Consider the following 17,426-nt stretch of genomic DNA (forward strand, 5'->3'; position numbering starts at 1 on the left):
GATTACAACCATAAAAGCCGGAGTCTGAATATGTCAGCGTCTGATGGCACCCCCCTGTTGCACCGCGCGATTGAAGCCGAATGTGTATTCAATGGCGACTGGATTCCTTCCTCATCCCCGTTATTGCCCGTCATCGAGCCTGCGACCGGCGAGCTGTTGATGAACACTGCCATGGCTGACGCGGCGGATATCGCCGTTGCCTGCCGGGAAGCTGCGCTTGCCCAGCCTGCCTGGGCGGCGCTGGGGCCTCGTGAAAAGGCTGAAATATTTTTGCTGGCCGCCGATCACGCGGTCTGTGCGTTCGATGAACTGGCTTTGTACGTGGCTCGGGAGAGCGGCGGCAGTCTGCACAAGGGCCAGCACGAAGTGAATGAGGCCATTGTGTTGCTGCGCCAGTCCGCGGGTATGCTTTCGCAGGCTCATGGTCACGGTCTGATGCTGCCCAGCGCTGCCGGTCGCCTGTCTTACGCACGGCGCGTCGCACACGGTGTGGTGGGGGTGATTTCGCCGTTCAACTTTCCGTTGGTGCTGTCCATGCGCTCGGTTGCTCCTGCGCTTGCCGCTGGCAATGCCGTGGTGCTCAAGCCTGACCCGCAGACGCCGATCAGTGGCGGTTTTCTGATTGCCAGGCTGTTTGAGGAAGCAGGGCTGCCCAAAGGGCTGTTGCATGTGTTGCCGGGGGCGGCGGATGCGGGCGAAGCGCTGTGCCGCGACACCAATGTACAGATGATCACGTTTACCGGTTCAACTGCGGCCGGACGCAAGGTTGCCGAGGCTGCCGGGCGCAATCTGAAGAAAGTGTCGCTGGAATTGGGAGGCAAGAACCCCCTGGTCATTCTCGATGACGCCGACCTTGATCTGGCTGCCAGCAATGCAGCGTTTGGAGCCTGGCTCCATCAGGGGCAGATCTGCATGGCCACCGGCCTGATTCTGGTTCACGAATCGATTGTCGCCGACCTGACCCGCAAGCTGGCAGACAAGGCACGGGCGTTGACGGTCGGTAATGCGGCACGCGGTGAAGCTGCGTTGGGGCCGCTGATCAACAAACGCCAGTTGCAGCACGTACACCAGGTGGTCAGCGACAGCCTGCAAGCTGGTGCGCAGCTGGAAACCGGTGGTGAATACGAGGGCCTGTTCTATCGCCCTACAGTGCTCAGCGGCGTGAAGCCCGGTATGCGTGCATTCGAGGAGGAGATTTTTGGCCCGGTGGCCGTAGTGGTCAGTTTTTCCACCGATGAGGAGGCCATTGAACTGGCCAATCGCTCTGAATATGGCCTGGCCGCTGCCGTTATTTCCCCGAATGTGGGCCGCGCGACGGCGATTGGCGATCGACTGCGGTGCGGCATGCTGCACATCAATGACCAGACCGTGGCCGATGAGTGCATCAACTCGTTCGGCGGGCGCGGAGCGTCGGGCAACGGCGGCAGCGCAGGCAGCCCTTCAGACTGGGAGGAGTACAGCCAGTGGCAGTGGGTGACCGTGAAGAATCAGGCTCCGACCTACCCATTCTGAGGGTGCCTGGGCTTCCATGCTTTATTGCAAGTAGTGATGTGATGCAACGACAAAACGTGATCCAACAACAATAAGAGCGCGTGACTATGAACCTGAATAATAAAACACTGATCATTACGGGTGTGTCCTCCGGAATTGGCGCTGAGCTGGCGAGGGTGGCGCGCTTTCAAGGTGCCAGAGTGATTGGCATCGATCGTCATGAACCGCAACTGACCGTGGACGGATTCTTCCAGGCGGACCTGGCTGATCCTGACAGTATCAATGCGCTGGTCGAGCGCTTGCCCAGACAGATCGACGCCCTGTGCAACATCGCCGGCGTGCCTGGCACTGCGCCGGTTCAGGCGGTCGCCCGAGTCAATTACCTGGGGCTGCGCCATCTGACCCAGTGTTTGCTGCCGCGCATGGCCCCAGGCGGCAGTATCGTCAACGTATCGTCGATACTTGGTGACCAATGGGTTAAACGGCTGGAGTTGCACAAGGCGCTGGCCGCCACTGAAAGCTACAGCGAAGGGCAGGCGTGGCTGGCAGCCAATCCGGTCGCTCAGGAGACCTGCTACCAGTACTTCAAGGAGGCGCTGATTGTCTGGAGCTTTCAGCAGTCGCAAGAGTGGTTTCGCGAGCAGTCGGTGCGTGTCAACTGCGTCGCGCCGGGCCCGGTGTTCACACCTATTCTGGGGGATTTTGTCAGCATGGTCGGCCAGGAGCGGGTCACCCGTGACGGCTTGCACATGAAGCGTCCTGCGCTGGCTGATGAGGTGGCCGAGGTGATTGCGTTTCTGTGTTCCGACGCATCGCGCTGGATCAACGGTGTCAACTTGCCGGTAGATGGGGGGCTGGCAGCTTCTTACGTGTAATGGCTGCAAGCGGTGCAACCCCGATGGCACGCTCGTGACGTCGGGGATATTGAAAACAACAACAATAAGTACAGGAATCACAAGATGCCCAAGTCTATCTTGCGTACCGTTGCGACCGTATCAATCATCGGCCTTTCATCGACCACCTATGCCTATGACTTGCCCGGCCTTAATCTGGGCAACACCAGCTTCTACGACGGATCGCCAGCCCCGGCAGGGCCAGGCTGGTATCTGGAGGAGTACCTTAACTACGCCAGGGCCGATCGCTTCAATGACGTGAATGGCGACAAACTGCAACTTCCCAAACAGGATGTGGATGTACTGGCCGTGACCACGCAGCTCATTTACGTCGGCCAGCCTTTGGCCAATGGCGCGATGCCGGGTATTACCGCAATCAACACGTCGCTGGCGCATGCCGACGTGGACGATGGTCTGGATAACACCGTGCTGAGTTCGCGTGCAGGGTTTGGCGATGTGATCATCGGCCCGTTTCTGCAGTTACCGACGATAACTCGTGCTGACGGTAGCCCACTGTTGACCCAGCGTATCGAGGCGGATATTGCGATCCCGGTGGGTGCCTACAATCGCAATCGTTCGATCAACCCCGGCAGCAACTTCTGGTCGTTCAACCCATACTACGCAGCGACTTACTGGTTTTCCCCGAAATGGTCGGCCAGCGGGCGTTTCATGTACTTGTGGAACGGCAAGAATGACGACCCGCAAGCCGGGTTCGGCAATGTCTCCGACACTCAGGCGGGCCAGGCGCTGCATGCCAACCTGACCGTGCAATACGCAGTGACCGAACAGCTTTCGCTGGGGCTCAACGGCTACTGGCTCAAGCAGTTCACGGACACCCAGGTGGATGGTCATGATGTCAGTGGCCGCAAGGAAAAAGTCTGGGCCATCGGCCCCGGCTTCCTGTACGCCTTCAGCAAGGAGAACGTCCTGACGGTCAACAGCTACTTCGAGCAGGGTGCGGAAAACCGCACCGAAGGCAACAAGCTGGTGCTGAATTTTCTGCACAAGTTGTAAGGTTTGTATGGTTATCTGCCAATGCGTAGCGTGCAGTTCGTCTCAGATGCGGCGAAACTGCATGATTTGCCGTCAGCCGCTGTCACAAAGCGCTTTTTTATTGCGATGGCACTGACGACGCAGAGTGCGACCTTAGTGACGGCTGAGTCCTGGCGCTGATCCGGGGGTAGCCTGGCAGGACGCCAGGCTAGCCGCACCGGGCCATGGATGGCCCGTTGCGGCGACCCCCGGATCAGCGTCAGGGCGAAGGAACCCGACGAAGTCGGGCCGGAAACAGGAGCGAAGGGTTTTGCCTACTTTGGCCCCATCAAAGTAGGTCGCCGAGGGGCGAAAAGGTGACCTGAGTCGAACCTCAATCCACCTGAAGTCGCAGAACCGCGATGTGACGAACAGTGTCACGAAATGCATCACGCGGAACGTGAGGACGATGGACCTGATCACCTCGACTCTGCAACCTTGAGTTCACGCTTCTCGAGGGCGACCGACCTGGACAGCACCGTGATCGCCGCCAGTGCGGCAATCACCAGGCCGGGTGAGGTGGCCAACAGTACGCCAGCGGTTCCCGCACCGGCTCCGAGCAGATGCCCGGCAGCCAAAGGGCCGGCCACAGAGCCGAGGCGGCCGATGGCTACCGCAGCGCCGACACCGGTGGCACGTACCGAAGTCGGGTACGAAGGAGGGGCCAGCGCATACAGCACCAGTTGCGCGGCCATCACAAATACCCCGGCAGCAAACCCGGCAATTGCCATCGGCACGATGCCGACCGACATGCCCACGCCCGCCAACGCAGCCAGCAAACCGGCGTAGACGAACAGCACGACCTTGGTGCCGTTGCAGCGATCCAGCAACAGCCCGCCCAGTAGCGAGCCCAGCGCGCCGCCAATATTGAACAGCATCTGCACCAGGCCCGCCTGAGGTTTGCTGAAACCCTGGCCGATCAACAGCGACGGCAGCCAGTTGAGCAGCATGTACATGACGGTCAGGGTAAAAAAGTAGCCGACCCACAAGGCCAGTGTCGTGCGAGCTCTGCCTTCGCCGAACAGTGCGCTGGCACTTGAATGCCGGGCAGCGCTGGCAGTCGTCTGCTGTTTAAAGGCACTGGATTCGGGCAGTAACAGGATCATCAACGGGACCACCAGCAGTGGCACCAGACCACCGATGATGAAAGTTGTCTGCCAGTGCTCGCTGGTAAACATCGCGACCACCGCAGCCAGGGCACCGCCCAGCGGAACGCCTGCATACATGACGCTGATGGCGAGCCCGCGATGGCGTTCGCCGACAGCTTCGGCGCACAAGGCAATCAGGTTGGGCAGCGCAGCCCCCAGCCCCAGGCCGGTCATGAAGCGCACCAGCAACAGGGCAGAAAAGCTTTCGACATAGGCGGTGCTCAGCGAAAAGACCCCGAACAGCAGTACTGCGCTTACCAGAATCTTCTTGCGGCCGATGCGATCCGCAATCCAGCCGCCAAAAAAAGCGCCCGGCAGCAGCCCGATTATCCCGGCACTGAACACCCAGCCCATCATTTTCGGGTCAAGGGCAAAGCTTTGACGCAGTCCCGCAGCCGCCGTCCCGGCAGCCTGCAGGTCGAAACCTTCGATGAGTGCGACGATAAAACACAAGACGATGGTCAGCGTCGGACGACGCAACGGACTGTTCATGGCAAGCCTCATTGTTGTTTTTGTTGTGAAGAAAGCCTGTTCCCGAGCGCCGACGACGGCGTTGTGACAGGTACTGATCAAGGTAACAAAAATAACTAAAAAATGAATCCGCCCATAAATTTCAATAAAAGCAGGAATTATTCTTTTTAAAACATTGAGTTAGGTTGGTATTTAAAGAGCAACAGTCAAGTAGTTAATATTATTAATGTTCGATTATCGGTCACTCTGGATTGACGTCGATACGGAATCCTCCAATTCTTCGTCCACGGGCCTGCGGCCAGCGCCGGACCGAATCCAAAAACAACAACAATAAGTGGACATCCAACATGCCAACGCTCACTCGTGGTGCAGCAAGAGCTGTGTCAACTCTCTTTATCCGTCGAAAAAATTGCGGTCTCGCGCTGGGCCTGCTGGGCGTCAGCGCTATACCTGACCCCGCACAGGCTCAAGGGTTTCTGGAAGACAGCCACGGAACCTTGACGCTGCGCAATTATTATATGGACCGTGATTACAAGGACGATGGTGGCAAAACAGCCACACGGGAGTGGGCGCAGGGGTTCATTATCAACGCCGAATCCGGCTTCACAGAAGGACCGGTGGGCTTCGGTCTTGATGCGCGAACGCTGGTGGGTGTAAAGCTTGATTCTTCGCCAGACCGCAGCGGTACCGAGCTATTGCCGGTATCGGCCAGTGACGGACGGGCTGCTGACGAGTATTCCCGACTGGCGCTGACCGGCAAGCTTAAATTCCGCGAAACCACAATCAAGACTGGCGACGTGTCGATTTTTCTGCCGTTTGCTTTCGCCAGCCCCTCACGCCTGTTGCCGCAGACTTTTCGGGGCACGACGCTGACCTCAAAGGACGTCGACGGCTTGACCTTCAATGCCGGCTATATTGATCGGGTCAACAAGCGCGATTCCAGCAACTATCAGGCAATGACCATCGCTTCGCCGAACCGGCGCTTCAATGGTGCAGCAACGTCATCGCACATGGTCTATGCCGGGGGCGACTATCAGGTCAACAAGGAGCTCAGCATACGCGCGTATCACGCTGAAGTGGCCGATCTTTATACTCAGAACACGCTCGCGCTGCTGCACAAAGTGGCAATCGGCGATGGCGTGCTGACCACTGATCTGCGCAGCTTTTTCAGTAGCGACACGGGCAGCGCGAAAGCCGGAGAAGTGGATAACCAGAACCTGTCGGCGCTGTTGGGTTACAAGTGGGGAGGGCACAGCGTCAGTCTTGGCTATATGCATTCGAGCGGCGATACCGCTACACCCTATGTGTCGGGTACCGAACTGATGGGGTTGAGCGAGATGACCATGAGTTCTGACTTTCTCAATGCCAGGGAGCGTACCTGGCAAGCCATTTACGACTATGACTTCACTGCCGTGGGGCTTGTCGGGTTACGCAGTCGCCTGCGTTATGTGCGCGGCGACAACATCGAACTGGCCGCTTTCAATGCCGATGATCGCAAGGAGCGTGAGTTTCAGATGGAGCTGGGCTACGTCGTTCAGAGCGGCCCGCTGAAGAATATAGGCCTGCTGGCGCGCAAGTCGATCTATCGAAACGACTTCCCCGCAGGCGCCGCCTTTCGCGATGAAAACCAGACGCGCTTTATTGTTCAGTACAGCTTGCCACTCTGGTAATCAGCCCGTCATCGACGGCAAAAATCGCCGTTGATGACGGATTTTTACGATTGGTAGACCTTTTTCAGCAGCCTGAGCAGGTCCTGACGTTCCTGGTTATCCAGCGCCGAAGTGGAATCGAGGTCACTGTCGGCGGCGATCTGTTTCAGTTCACGCAGCAATGTCTCGCCGCTCTTGCTGAGGAAGATGCCATACGAGCGTTTGTCTGGCTTGCAGCGAACCCGCACGGCCAGTGCACGTTCTTCGAGCTTGTTCAGCAACGGTACGACCTGGGGCGGTTCGATAGCCAGCGCTTTGGCCAGGTCTGCCTGCATAAGGCCCGGGTTTTGCTCGATGATCGCCAGCGCCGAAAACTGCGCCGGGCGCAGGTCGTGGGCGGAAAGACGTCCGATCAGGTTCTGGAACAGCTTGAGCTGTGCCCGGCGCATGGCATAACCGATCAGATCATCCAGCGCAGAATCCGTTGGCAAAGCTGCTTCGGCAACCTGTGCGGAGGCCTGGCAAATGTCGGCAATGTCGGATGGCTTGGCCATTGAAAGTGCAGTCCTTTTGATGGGGTGGGTCAATCAGCCGATCAGTTTGCCGAGGTTAGCGAACGATAGCTATGGGGTATACGTCACTGTGACCAGCCTGTGCAGGCAGAGTGCCGACTTTTTGATTAATAACGATAACAGTTAATTGACATAACTATATTTGCCGTTTAGCTTTGAGCTATCGTCAAGCCAAGAACAAGAGAGTATCGCCATGAGCAAGTACGAAGGTCGCTGGGCAACCGTCAAGGTCGAAATTGAGCAAGGCATCGCGTGGGTCATACTCAATCGGCCTGAAAAGCGCAATGCCATGAGCCCGACGCTGAACCGTGAAATGATCGATGTGCTGGAAACACTCGAGCAGGATCCCGACGCAGGTGTTCTGGTGTTGACCGGTGCGGGCGAGGCCTGGACTGCCGGCATGGACCTCAAGGAGTACTTTCGTGAGGTGGACGCCGGACCGGAGATTCTTCAGGAAAAAATCCGTCGCGAGGCCTCCCAGTGGCAATGGAAGATGTTGCGCATGTACGCCAAACCGACCGTCGCAATGGTCAACGGCTGGTGTTTCGGCGGGGGCTTCAGCCCGCTGGTGGCATGTGACCTGGCGATCTGCGCCGATGAAGCGACCTTCGGGCTGTCGGAAATCAACTGGGGCATTCCGCCTGGCAATCTGGTGAGCAAGGCTATGGCCGATACCGTGGGTCATCGCCAGTCGCTTTACTACATCATGACCGGCAAGACCTTCGATGGTAAGAAAGCCGCTGAAATGGGGCTCGTCAATGAGAGCGTGCCGCTGGCACAACTGCGTCAGGTGACCATAGACCTGGCCCTCAACCTGCTGGAAAAGAACCCGGTGGTACTGCGCGCCGCCAAGCACGGCTTCAAGCGCTGCCGCGAACTGACCTGGGAGCAGAACGAAGACTACCTGTATGCCAAACTCGATCAGTCACGACTGCTGGACAAGGAAGGCGGGCGCGAGCAAGGCATGAAGCAATTCCTCGACGACAAGAGCATCAAACCAGGGTTGGAAGCTTATAAGCGGTAGATGGCAGCTGCACGCGTAAGGCTTTGACTTGAGGCTTGCATTGCAAGGTTCGAGGCAGCCCTTGAACAACAATAACAAAGAGGAATGATCATGCTGGACGTGCCCCTGCTGATCGGCGGCCAGTCGTGCCCCGCCCGTGATGGACGTACATTTGAACGCTGTAACCCGGTGACTGGCGAAGTGGTTTCGCGTGTGGCCGCAGCGACCCTGGAAGATGCCGATGCAGCAGTCGCGGCTGCTCAGGCTGCGTTCCCTGCCTGGGCGGCGCTGGCACCCGGCGAGCGCCGAGCGCGCCTGCTCAAGGCTGCCGAGCAGTTGCAGGCGCGCAGTGGCGAATTTATCGCTGCCGCTGGCGAAACCGGGGCGATGGCCAACTGGTATGGCTTCAACGTACAACTGGCCGCCAGCATGCTGCGCGAAGCTGCGTCGATGACCACGCAGATTACCGGTGAAGTCATTCCCTCCAATGTGCCCGGCTGCTTTGCCATGGCGCTGCGCCAACCCTGCGGCGTGGTACTTGGTATCGCACCGTGGAATGCGCCGGTGATTCTTGCTACCCGCGCAATCGCCATGCCGCTTGCCTGCGGTAACACCGTGGTGCTCAAGGCATCGGAGCTCAGCCCTGCGGTGCATCGGCTGATCGGTCAGGTATTGCAGGATGCCGGGCTGGGCGACGGTGTCGTCAACGTGATCAGCAATGCGCCTGCCGATGCTGCGGCGATTGTCGAGCGTCTGATCGCCAACCCGGCCGTGCGTCGAGTCAATTTCACCGGTTCGACCCATGTGGGGCGTATCGTCGGTGAGCTCTCGGCACGCCATCTGAAACCGGCACTGCTTGAACTGGGCGGCAAGGCACCGTTTCTGGTGCTGGACGACGCTGATCTGGACGCGGCGGTGGAAGCGGCCGCATTTGGTGCCTATTTCAATCAGGGCCAGATCTGCATGTCCACCGAACGGTTGATCATTGATCGGAAGGTGGCGGATGCCTTTGTTGCAAAACTGAGCGCCAAGATCGAAACGTTGCGTGCCGGCAACCCGGATGACAGTGAATCGGTGCTGGGGTCTCTGGTAGACGTCGGGGCTGGCACGCGCATCAAAGCGTTGATCGATGACGCTGTGAATCTGGGCGCAACGCTGGTGATTGGCGGGCAGTTACAGGGCAGCATTCTGCAACCGACGTTGCTCGATGGCGTGACTGACACCATGCGCCTATACCGCGAAGAGTCCTTCGGGCCGGTGGCTGTGGTGATCCGTGGCGAAGGTGACGAGGCGTTATTGCGGCTGGCCAATGATTCGGAATTCGGCCTCTCGGCGGCAATTTTCAGTCGCGACACCAGCCGCGCTCTGGCGCTTGCGCAGCGGGTCGAGTCGGGTATCTGCCACATCAACGGACCGACTGTGCACGACGAGGCGCAAATGCCCTTTGGCGGGGTCAAGTCCAGCGGGTATGGCAGTTTCGGTGGCAAGGCTTCTGTCGAGCATTTTACTCAGTTGCGCTGGGTGACCTTGCAAAACGGGCCGCGGCACTACCCGATCTGAATCCTCCGGCGCTGGCGTCACCGATGTTGCAAAAGACCGTGTCGCCAGCAAGTCAGGCATAACAATAACAAGGCTGCAGCCTGTGCTGCTACGCCCCGCCCGAACCGCTGCAAGCCGTTGGGTGTCTGCGTACCTTGATGGAGAGAACGCACGTGAGTTCCGATATCAGATCATCAACGCTGCACAGTGAAGATAGCTCACCACGCTATCGCCAGGTCTCCATCGGTCATCCGTCCATCGAGGTGCGGGAAGAGCAGGGCATTTTGCATATGCGCGCTCTGGAACCTCTGGCGCAATTGCCCGATCGCCTGCTCGACCGATTGGTGTACTGGGCCAGCATCCGTCCGCAGCAAACCTTTATTGCCGCCCGCGACAGCCGTGGTGGCTGGCGCAAGGTCAGTTACGCCGACATGCTCACAGACGTGCGCGCCATCGCGCAGAGCCTGCTGGCGTATGGCCTCTCCGCCGAGCGGCCGTTGGCGCTGCTCTCGGGTAACGACATCGAGCATTTGCAGCTTGCACTGGGTGCCATGTACGCGGGGATTCCCTATTGCCCGGTATCGCCAGCGTATTCAGTCATGTCCCAGGATTTCGCCAAGCTGCGGCATGTTTGCGAAGTGTTGCAGCCAGGGCTGGTGTTTGTCAGCGAAGCCGCGCCGTTTCAGCGCGCCATTGATGCGGTCATTCCAGCGGATACGCCGATCATCACTGTACGCGGCCAACTCGCTGGCAGGCGTCCACTGAGCTTCGCCAGCCTGTTCGATCAGCCTGGCGGCCGTGAAGCCGAGGCGGCTTTTCTGGCCAGTGGTCCGGACAGTATCGCCAAGTTCCTGTTCACCTCGGGCTCGACCAAACTGCCCAAGGCCGTAGTGACCACGCAGCGCATGCTGTGTGCCAATCAGCAGATGCTGCTGCAGACATTTCCGGTGTTCGGCGAAGAGCCGCCCGTGCTGGTCGACTGGCTACCGTGGAATCACACCTTCGGCGGCAGCCATAACCTCGGTATCGTGTTGTACAACGGTGGCACGTTCTATCTGGACAACGGCAAACCGACCGTCCAGGGTTTTGCCGAAACCCTGCGCAACCTTAAGGAAATCTCGCCGACGGCCTACCTGACCGTGCCCAAGGGCTGGGAAGAGCTGGTCAACGCGCTGGAGCAGGACGCCGAACTGCGTGAGCGATTCTTCTCGCGCATGAAACTGTTCTTCTTCGCCGCAGCCGGCCTGTCGCAAAGTATCTGGGATCGTCTTGACCGTGTCGCCGAGCAGCATTGTGGCGAACGGATTCGCATGATGGCCGGGTTGGGCATGACCGAGGCTGCGCCTTCCTGCACGTTCACCACCGGACCGCTGTCGATGGCCGGCTATATCGGCTTGCCTGCGCCAGGATGCGAAGTGTGTCTGGTACCGGTGGACGGCAAGCTGGAAGGCCGTTTTCGCGGGCCGCACATAATGCCAGGCTACTGGCGCTCGCCGCAGCAGACTGCCGACGTGTTCGACGAAAACGGTTTTTATTGCTCCGGCGATGCAATCAAGCTCGCCGATCCCGCGGCACCCGAGCTGGGCCTGATGTTCGACGGGCGTCTGGCCGAGGACTTCAAACTGTCGTCCGGCGTGTTTGTCAGCGTCGGACCAATGCGCAACCGCGCAGTACTGGAAGGCTCGCCGTACGTGCAGGATGTGGTCATCACCGCGCCTGATCGCGAATGCCTGGGTGCGCTGGTGTTTCCTAGATTGCACGAATGTCGCCAATTGGCCGGGCTGGATGCACAGGCTTCTGATACACAGGTGTTGGCCAGTGCGCCGGTACGTGTGTGGTTTGGCGAATGGCTGAGCCGCCTGAACCAAGGTGCGAATGGCAATGCCAGCCGTCTGGAGTGGATCGTGCTGCTTGACGAACCCGCGTCTATTGATCGTGGCGAAATCACCGACAAGGGGTCGATCAACCAGCGTGCGGTGCTGCAGTGGCGGGCAGAAATAGTCGAAGCGCTTTATCGTGATCAGTCCCCGGACAAAATCAGTGCCGAGCCGACGGCATGAGCAGCGGCGGGCAATATCTGGCGTTCAGCGACGTGGCCATTGTCGACGCAGTGCGCACGCCGTGGGTCGATCTGGGCGGCGCTCTGGGGCATATTTCACCCATCGATCTGGGTATAAAGGTCGGTCGTGAGGTTTTGGCGCGTGCAGCCACTCAGCCAGGTCAGGTCGACAGCGTACTGACCGGCTCGATGGCGCAAGCCAGTTTCGACGCGTACCTGCTGCCCCGGCATGTCGGCCTGTACAGCGGCGTCGCGCAAAGCGTTCCGGCGCTGGGCGTGCAGCGCATCTGCGCCACAGGTCTCGAACTGTTGCGTCAGGCCGCTCAGCACGTGAGCGAAGGCGGGCAGATGGCGCTGTGCGTTGCTGCCGAATCGATGTCGCGCAACCCGATTGCGGCCTATACCCACCGCGACGGCTTCCCGCTGGGCGGTGCCGTGCAGTTCAAGGACTTTCTCTGGGAAGCGCTGTACGACCCGGCACCGGCAATGGACATGATTGCTACGGCGGACAATCTTGCAAAACGTTACGGCTTGAGCCGTGAGGCCGTCGACGGTTATGCATTGCTCAGTCATCAGCGCGCACTGCAATCGCAGCTTGGCGGCCAATGGGCTGGCGAAATTGTGACGGTCAGCAGCGAGCGCTTTGAGTTGGAGGGGTACCAGCCGCGCAGCATCGAGTTGCCGCGAGGGGTTGAAACGGTCACGCAGGACAGCCATCCGCGAGCGACCACCCTGGCGGCCTTGTCCCGTTTGCGCGCCATTCATGCTGATGGTGTGCAGACCGCAGGCAACAGCTGTGCGGTGGTCGATGGCGCAGCAGCGGCATTGGTGGGCCGCGCTTCGCAGTCACAAAGACCGGTGCTGGCGCACCTGCTGGCCAGTGCTGTGATTGGCGTCGCGCCAGAGTTCATGGGCATTGGCCCGACGCCTGCCGTTGAGCTGTTATTGCAGCGCAGCGGGCTGGCGCTGGGCGACATTGGCCGGCTGGAAATAAACGAAGCGCAGGCGGCCCAGATGCTGGCGGTGACACAAACGCTGGAACTGGAAAGCGAACGACTCAACTGTCTGGGCGGCTCACTGGGCCTGGGCCACCCGTTGGCAGCCACCGGGCTGCGTCTGGTCATGACCCTGGCCCGGCAATTGCGCGAAAAAAACCTGCGCTACGGGATTGCCGCCGCCTGCGTAGGGGGCGGGCAGGGCATGGCGCTACTGATCGAGAATCCGGCATTCATCGCCTACTGAGCCTGCCCCTCTTATCCATGACGCGAACGCAAAATTCAGCCATTTATGGAGCTGCACTTGACGCAGGTCATCTTTTAGCGCTTGACCGAATTGAAGTGAACAGTGACTCTCGCGTCTCTCAACACTACGGAACCCGTCTATGCGTGCCCTCGCTGAGCTTTCTTTCGATTTCGTCTGGCATTTGATGTTCACGGATGACGATCAGCTCGACCAGGATCTGGCGGCACGCTCGCTGGAAAATCTGTCTGACTACTTTTCGGCGATGTCCGACGAAGAGAAAAGAGCGTTCATCGCTGTGGCGCATGAACGCAAGGCTCGTCTTTTTGCAGTGCCCGATGCCGATGGCTACTCGCCGATGCTGCAGACCACTGAAGACCAAGCACAGTTTCTTGATCATGTGGTGTCCGGAAAATTCTTCCAGCAGTTTGAAGAGCCCGCGGCTGTTTATGCCAGCGACCGCGTGGTACCGATTCGCAGTAACTGAGCTGCCGGCTGCGGCTAGTCGCGTGCAGTTTCCGGCAACCTGGCAATCACCTTGATTTCAATAATTCCTGCCCGGCTCAACGCCGCGCCGACAGCTGCTGCGGTGCCAGAAACGCATCGTGAAAATAGTTACGAAACGCCTGCATTGCCGGGCTCAACTCACGCTCGCGGTGCCAGGCCAGGCCGACGCTCATTGGCGTTACCGAGTCGGTGACAGTCAACGTTTCAATACGTTTGCCTTCCAGCGACCAGGGGCGATGTACCAGGTCGGAGAGAATCGCCACGCCGCTGCCGTTGGCGACCATGCTGCGCACTGCTTCCACGGAGCTGGTGCGCACTCTGACATTGGGTCGTTGGCCGGCCAGTTCCCAGTAACGCATTGCACTTTGCTCCGCCTCATCGACGGTCAACAGGATATAGGGCTCTTGTGCCACATCGGCAAGGCTCACGGCGGCGCGCTGGCACAGCGGGTGATGGCTGGACAGCCATAGACGGCGTTCGGAGTTGAACAGCGTCTCCGAGACGATATCCGGGTGAGTGATGTTGGCTGTCAGCACCACTGCCATATCGAAGCGCCCCTCCAACAGACCCTGTTCGATGGCTTGCCGTTCGCGTTCATGAACCTCGATGGCTACATCAGGGTGCCAATGTTCCAGACGTTGCAGGTGGTGAGGCAGAAAGTAGCCAATCACGGTGTAGCTGGCGGCCAGGCGCAATACGCCGCTGGCGCGAATATCGGGTAGCGGGCTGTTCAGTGCGTCATCGACGCTGCGCAGGATCACGTAGGCGCGGTTGAGAAAATGTCGACCCGCTTCGGTCAGGCTCATGCCTTGGGCCGAGCGCTGGAACAACAGCGTGCCGAGCATGCTTTCCAGTTCCTTGATGGCCGTGGTCACCGCAGACTGGGAAATGTTCAGGTGAATGGCCGCCTGCGAGATTTGCCCGATCTCGGCCGTTGCCACGAAATAACGAACCTGGCGCAACGTCAGGGACATAAGCACTCCAATCGGCGGGTATCTGTTTTTCAGAAGATGATGTATCTGTAAATAGATCTACCCAAGGGGTGCAAGCGAATCTAACGTGTTTTGCATGAAGCCGGATAGCTTCTTTTCCGGACTGACCCTCAACCCGATAACCCCAGGAGCAAAAGCCATGCAGGTGGATTTCAACTCGGACATGGGTGAAAGCTTCGGCGCGTGGACCATTGGTGATGGTGTCGATAACGAATTGATGGCCTTCATCAGTTCCGCCAACGTCGCTACCGGTTTTCACGCGGGTGACCCCGGCACCATGCGCCGCACCATCGAGCAGGCTAAACAGCTGGGCGTTGCCATTGGCGCGCACCCAGGGTTCCGCGATCTGGTCGGCTTCGGGCGGAGGCACATCAACGCAGCGCCGCAGGAGCTGGTCGATGACATGCTCTACCAACTGGGTGCATTACGTGAGCTGGCCCGGGTTCAGGGCGTGGCATTGCAGCATTTCAAACCTCATGGGGCGTTGTATATGCACCTCGCCCGGGATGAAGCCGCTGCCCGTCTGCTGGTGGAAAACCTTCAGCGCCTGGAGCCCGAATTACTGCTTTACTGCATGCCCGGTTCGGTTATCTGCAAGATCGCTCAGGAACTCGGTCAGCCGGTAATCCGCGAGTTCTACGCTGATCGCGACTACGACCTTAGCGGTTCCATCGTCTTCACTCGTAATGTGCGCGCGCATGACCCGGCCGAGGTCGCGGCACGCGTGGTTCGGGCGTGCCAGCAAGGTCTGGTGCGCACCGTCGAGGGCGAGGACCTGAGCATCGAATTCGATTCGATCTGCCTGCACAGCGACACGCCGGGCGCTCTGGCCCTTGCCGAAGCGACCCGCAAGGCGCTGGACGCTGCCGGAATCACGGTACGTAAGCCGCGCTGAGTCAAATGGCATCGTGTGCACAGACACACGAGCCACGTTACTGATATTTGCCTGCCGTTCTACAACAAATTCAACAAGGAACAGACATGGCTGATCCGATTCGCTACAGCTTTGGCGCTGATGAACACCTGTTCGCGGAAGTCAGCGAGAGTATGTCGCTGGAGGCATTTTTCAAAGGGCTGGCGGTGACCCGTGCAGTCGAGCGTCTGGAACTGGACGGTGTACTGGACGTATGCCTGGCCAACGCGTCGTTCCAGATCCGCTTCGACCCAGACCGTATCGCACCGCATGCCTTGCTCGAAGCGGTGAGAGCTGCCGAGGTCGATGCGGTGGCCGAACGTACGCTGCAAACCCGTATCATCGAGATTCCGGTGCTCTACAACGATCCCTGGACCCATGAAACCCTGATGCGTTTTCGTGACCGCCATCAGGACCCGGGTTCGACGGACCTGGAATACGCTGCGCGCATCAATAACCTGGCGGATGTCGATGCCTTCATTGCTGCTCATAGCGGCGCGCCGTGGTTCGTCTCGATGGTCGGTTTTGTGGCCGGTCTGCCGTTCATGTTTCAGATGGTCGAACGCGAGCGCCAACTGCAAGTGCCCAAATACCTTCGGCCACGTACCGATACACCCAAGCTTACGCTAGGTCACGGTGGCTGCTTCGGCTGCATCTATTCGGTGCGCGGAGCGGGTGGCTACCAGATGTTCGGCGTTACGCCCGCTCCGATCTACGATCCGCAGCAGGGGCTGGCTTATCTGAAAGAGCACATGGTGTTTTTCCGGCCAGGCGACATCGTCCAGTTCAAACCGGTTGATCGGGACACCTATGATACGGCCGTTGCAGAGGTTGAAGCCGGACGCTTCGATTTGCGGATTCGTCCGGTCAAGTTTTCCCTGGATGCCTTTCTGGCTGATCCCGCTGGTTATCCCAAGTCGTTGCAGGAGGTGCTGGCATGATCAAAGTGCTCAAACCCGGTCTGGCGACCTCGGTGCAGGATCTTGGCCGCGAAGGCTATTACCACCTGGGCATTCCGCCCTCGGGTGCGCTGGACCAGTATGCGCTCAGCGCTGCCAATCAACTGGTCGGCAACCCACCCGGTGCCGCCGGGCTTGAATGCACATTGCTGGGGCCGGAGCTGGAGTTTCAGTGCGATACATTGGCCGCTGTCTGTGGCGCCCACATGACGGCGCGCCTCGACGGTGTGGAAATGCACCACGACACTGCCTTTGCGGTGAAGGCCGGACAGGTGCTGCGTTTCGACTTCCCCAAGGACGGCGCGCGCACCTATCTGGCGGTTGCCGGGGGGATTGATGTGCCGCTGGTGTTGGGCAGTCGGTCGACTTACACGCTGGGTGCGCTTGGCGGCTTTCAGGGCCGCCGACTGATGGCTGATGATCAGTTGCCGATAGGTATTCCTGGCGGCAAAGGCCGGGCCGGGGCGAGCCTGCCGATGGCTTTGCGACAGTCTTTGGGCGGGGAAGTGTATCTGCGTGTGGTGCCTGGCCTGTATTACGAGCGTCTGACCGAATTCGCAGCCACCAGCTTTTTCTCCGAGTCCTGGAGCGTAGGCTCGGAAGCCGACCGCATCGGTTATCGCTTCAAGGGCGGCAGGGCGTTGACGTTCCAGCCCAGGGAGCAGCCTTTCGGGGCAGGCTCCGATCCATCAAATATCGTCGACAGCTGCTACCCGATCGGCTCGATTCAGGTGCCTGCCGGGCTTGAGCCCATTGTCTTGCACCGTGACGCGGTGTCCGGCGGAGGCTACGCGATGATCGGTACGGTGATCAGTGCCGACCTCGACCTGATCGGTCAGATGCAACCCAACCAGAAAGCGCGATTCGTGGCGGTAACGCTGGAGGAGGCTCTCGAAGCGCGAAAGTCGTACAAAAAGAAGTTGGCGTGCCTGAGCAAACTGTTTCCTTCATAGAAGCGG

At 59.3% G+C, this 17,426-nt stretch carries 15 protein-coding genes; 12 read left to right on the plus strand and 3 right to left on the minus strand.

Features of this window, described 5'->3' with window-relative positions:
* Positions 1 to 30: 30 nt before the first annotated feature.
* From RYC18_RS11210 to RYC18_RS11220, 3 genes are all read left to right on the plus strand, one after another.
* Positions 31 to 1,512, plus strand: coding sequence for a benzaldehyde dehydrogenase (locus RYC18_RS11210; RefSeq protein ID WP_316885981.1), 1,482 nt, complete (start codon positions 31 to 33; stop codon positions 1,510 to 1,512).
* Positions 1,513 to 1,598: 86 nt separating this feature from the next.
* Positions 1,599 to 2,366, plus strand: coding sequence for a coniferyl-alcohol dehydrogenase (locus tag RYC18_RS11215; RefSeq protein ID WP_010212026.1), 768 nt, complete (start codon positions 1,599 to 1,601; stop codon positions 2,364 to 2,366).
* Positions 2,367 to 2,450: 84 nt separating this feature from the next.
* A complete protein-coding gene (locus tag RYC18_RS11220) occupies positions 2,451 to 3,398 on the plus strand; it encodes a transporter (RefSeq protein ID WP_004667647.1) in 948 nt (315 codons plus the stop codon).
* Between the two features lie 437 nt (positions 3,399 to 3,835).
* Here the strand turns inward: RYC18_RS11220 and mhpT are convergent, their stop codons facing one another.
* Positions 3,836 to 5,056, minus strand: a complete 1,221-nt coding sequence (gene mhpT, locus RYC18_RS11225; RefSeq protein WP_316885986.1) for a 3-(3-hydroxy-phenyl)propionate transporter MhpT — start codon at positions 5,054 to 5,056, stop codon at positions 3,836 to 3,838.
* 326 nt (positions 5,057 to 5,382) lie between these two features.
* Here mhpT and RYC18_RS11230 point away from each other — a divergent pair, with 326 nt between their 5' ends.
* Positions 5,383 to 6,705, plus strand: a complete 1,323-nt coding sequence (locus tag RYC18_RS11230) for an OprD family porin (RefSeq protein WP_316885988.1) — start codon at positions 5,383 to 5,385, stop codon at positions 6,703 to 6,705.
* Between the two features lie 44 nt (positions 6,706 to 6,749).
* Here RYC18_RS11230 and RYC18_RS11235 read toward each other — a convergent pair whose 3' ends face one another.
* Entirely contained in the window at positions 6,750 to 7,238 is a 489-nt protein-coding gene (locus tag RYC18_RS11235; protein ID WP_004665318.1) for a MarR family winged helix-turn-helix transcriptional regulator, read from the minus strand.
* 211 nt (positions 7,239 to 7,449) lie between these two features.
* Here RYC18_RS11235 and RYC18_RS11240 point away from each other — a divergent pair, with 211 nt between their 5' ends.
* From RYC18_RS11240 to RYC18_RS11260, 5 genes are all read left to right on the plus strand, one after another.
* The gene (locus tag RYC18_RS11240) at positions 7,450 to 8,280 is read left to right on the plus strand and encodes a p-hydroxycinnamoyl CoA hydratase/lyase (protein WP_316885993.1); all 831 of its coding nucleotides are present in this window, start codon (positions 7,450 to 7,452) and stop codon (positions 8,278 to 8,280) included.
* Between the two features lie 90 nt (positions 8,281 to 8,370).
* Entirely contained in the window at positions 8,371 to 9,819 is a 1,449-nt protein-coding gene (locus tag RYC18_RS11245) for an aldehyde dehydrogenase (protein ID WP_005743756.1), read from the plus strand.
* A gap of 152 nt (positions 9,820 to 9,971) precedes the next feature.
* Positions 9,972 to 11,858, plus strand: coding sequence for a feruloyl-CoA synthase (locus RYC18_RS11250; protein WP_316885995.1), 1,887 nt, complete (start codon positions 9,972 to 9,974; stop codon positions 11,856 to 11,858).
* On the plus strand, positions 11,855 to 13,099 hold the full coding sequence (locus RYC18_RS11255; RefSeq protein ID WP_219169051.1) for a thiolase family protein: 1,245 nt from the start codon (positions 11,855 to 11,857) through the stop codon (positions 13,097 to 13,099). The genes RYC18_RS11250 and RYC18_RS11255 overlap by 4 nt, the downstream gene beginning before the upstream one ends.
* Before the next feature lie 139 nt (positions 13,100 to 13,238).
* Positions 13,239 to 13,583, plus strand: coding sequence for a hypothetical protein (locus RYC18_RS11260; RefSeq protein ID WP_316885999.1), 345 nt, complete (start codon positions 13,239 to 13,241; stop codon positions 13,581 to 13,583).
* 76 nt (positions 13,584 to 13,659) lie between these two features.
* Here RYC18_RS11260 and RYC18_RS11265 read toward each other — a convergent pair whose 3' ends face one another.
* Positions 13,660 to 14,577, minus strand: coding sequence for a LysR family transcriptional regulator (locus RYC18_RS11265; protein ID WP_005731822.1), 918 nt, complete (start codon positions 14,575 to 14,577; stop codon positions 13,660 to 13,662).
* A gap of 157 nt (positions 14,578 to 14,734) precedes the next feature.
* Here RYC18_RS11265 and RYC18_RS11270 point away from each other — a divergent pair, with 157 nt between their 5' ends.
* From RYC18_RS11270 to RYC18_RS11280, 3 genes are all read left to right on the plus strand, one after another.
* A complete protein-coding gene (locus tag RYC18_RS11270) occupies positions 14,735 to 15,490 on the plus strand; it encodes a 5-oxoprolinase subunit PxpA (RefSeq protein WP_002553461.1) in 756 nt (251 codons plus the stop codon).
* Positions 15,491 to 15,576: 86 nt separating this feature from the next.
* Positions 15,577 to 16,449, plus strand: a complete 873-nt coding sequence (locus RYC18_RS11275; protein WP_004665338.1) for a 5-oxoprolinase subunit B family protein — start codon at positions 15,577 to 15,579, stop codon at positions 16,447 to 16,449.
* A complete protein-coding gene (locus tag RYC18_RS11280; protein WP_002553463.1) occupies positions 16,446 to 17,420 on the plus strand; it encodes a biotin-dependent carboxyltransferase family protein in 975 nt (324 codons plus the stop codon). Before RYC18_RS11275 ends, RYC18_RS11280 begins: the two co-directional genes overlap by 4 nt.
* The last annotated feature ends 6 nt before the right edge of the window (positions 17,421 to 17,426 follow it).

Source organism: Pseudomonas syringae group sp. 247E2 (assembly GCF_032587795.1).
Lineage (GTDB): Bacteria > Pseudomonadota > Gammaproteobacteria > Pseudomonadales > Pseudomonadaceae > Aquipseudomonas > Aquipseudomonas amygdali.

Coding starts and splice junctions, on each gene's coding strand:
- RYC18_RS11210 (WP_316885981.1), top strand. CDS start 31: ATGTCAGCGTCTGATGGCACCCCCCTGTTGCACCGCGCGATTGAAGCC.
- RYC18_RS11215 (WP_010212026.1), top strand. CDS start 1,599: ATGAACCTGAATAATAAAACACTGATCATTACGGGTGTGTCCTCCGGA.
- RYC18_RS11220 (WP_004667647.1), top strand. CDS start 2,451: ATGCCCAAGTCTATCTTGCGTACCGTTGCGACCGTATCAATCATCGGC.
- mhpT (WP_316885986.1), bottom strand. CDS start 5,056: ATGAACAGTCCGTTGCGTCGTCCGACGCTGACCATCGTCTTGTGTTTT.
- RYC18_RS11230 (WP_316885988.1), top strand. CDS start 5,383: ATGCCAACGCTCACTCGTGGTGCAGCAAGAGCTGTGTCAACTCTCTTT.
- RYC18_RS11235 (WP_004665318.1), bottom strand. CDS start 7,238: ATGGCCAAGCCATCCGACATTGCCGACATTTGCCAGGCCTCCGCACAG.
- RYC18_RS11240 (WP_316885993.1), top strand. CDS start 7,450: ATGAGCAAGTACGAAGGTCGCTGGGCAACCGTCAAGGTCGAAATTGAG.
- RYC18_RS11245 (WP_005743756.1), top strand. CDS start 8,371: ATGCTGGACGTGCCCCTGCTGATCGGCGGCCAGTCGTGCCCCGCCCGT.
- RYC18_RS11255 (WP_219169051.1), top strand. CDS start 11,855: ATGAGCAGCGGCGGGCAATATCTGGCGTTCAGCGACGTGGCCATTGTC.
- RYC18_RS11260 (WP_316885999.1), top strand. CDS start 13,239: ATGCGTGCCCTCGCTGAGCTTTCTTTCGATTTCGTCTGGCATTTGATG.
- RYC18_RS11265 (WP_005731822.1), bottom strand. CDS start 14,577: ATGTCCCTGACGTTGCGCCAGGTTCGTTATTTCGTGGCAACGGCCGAG.
- RYC18_RS11270 (WP_002553461.1), top strand. CDS start 14,735: ATGCAGGTGGATTTCAACTCGGACATGGGTGAAAGCTTCGGCGCGTGG.
- RYC18_RS11275 (WP_004665338.1), top strand. CDS start 15,577: ATGGCTGATCCGATTCGCTACAGCTTTGGCGCTGATGAACACCTGTTC.
- RYC18_RS11280 (WP_002553463.1), top strand. CDS start 16,446: ATGATCAAAGTGCTCAAACCCGGTCTGGCGACCTCGGTGCAGGATCTT.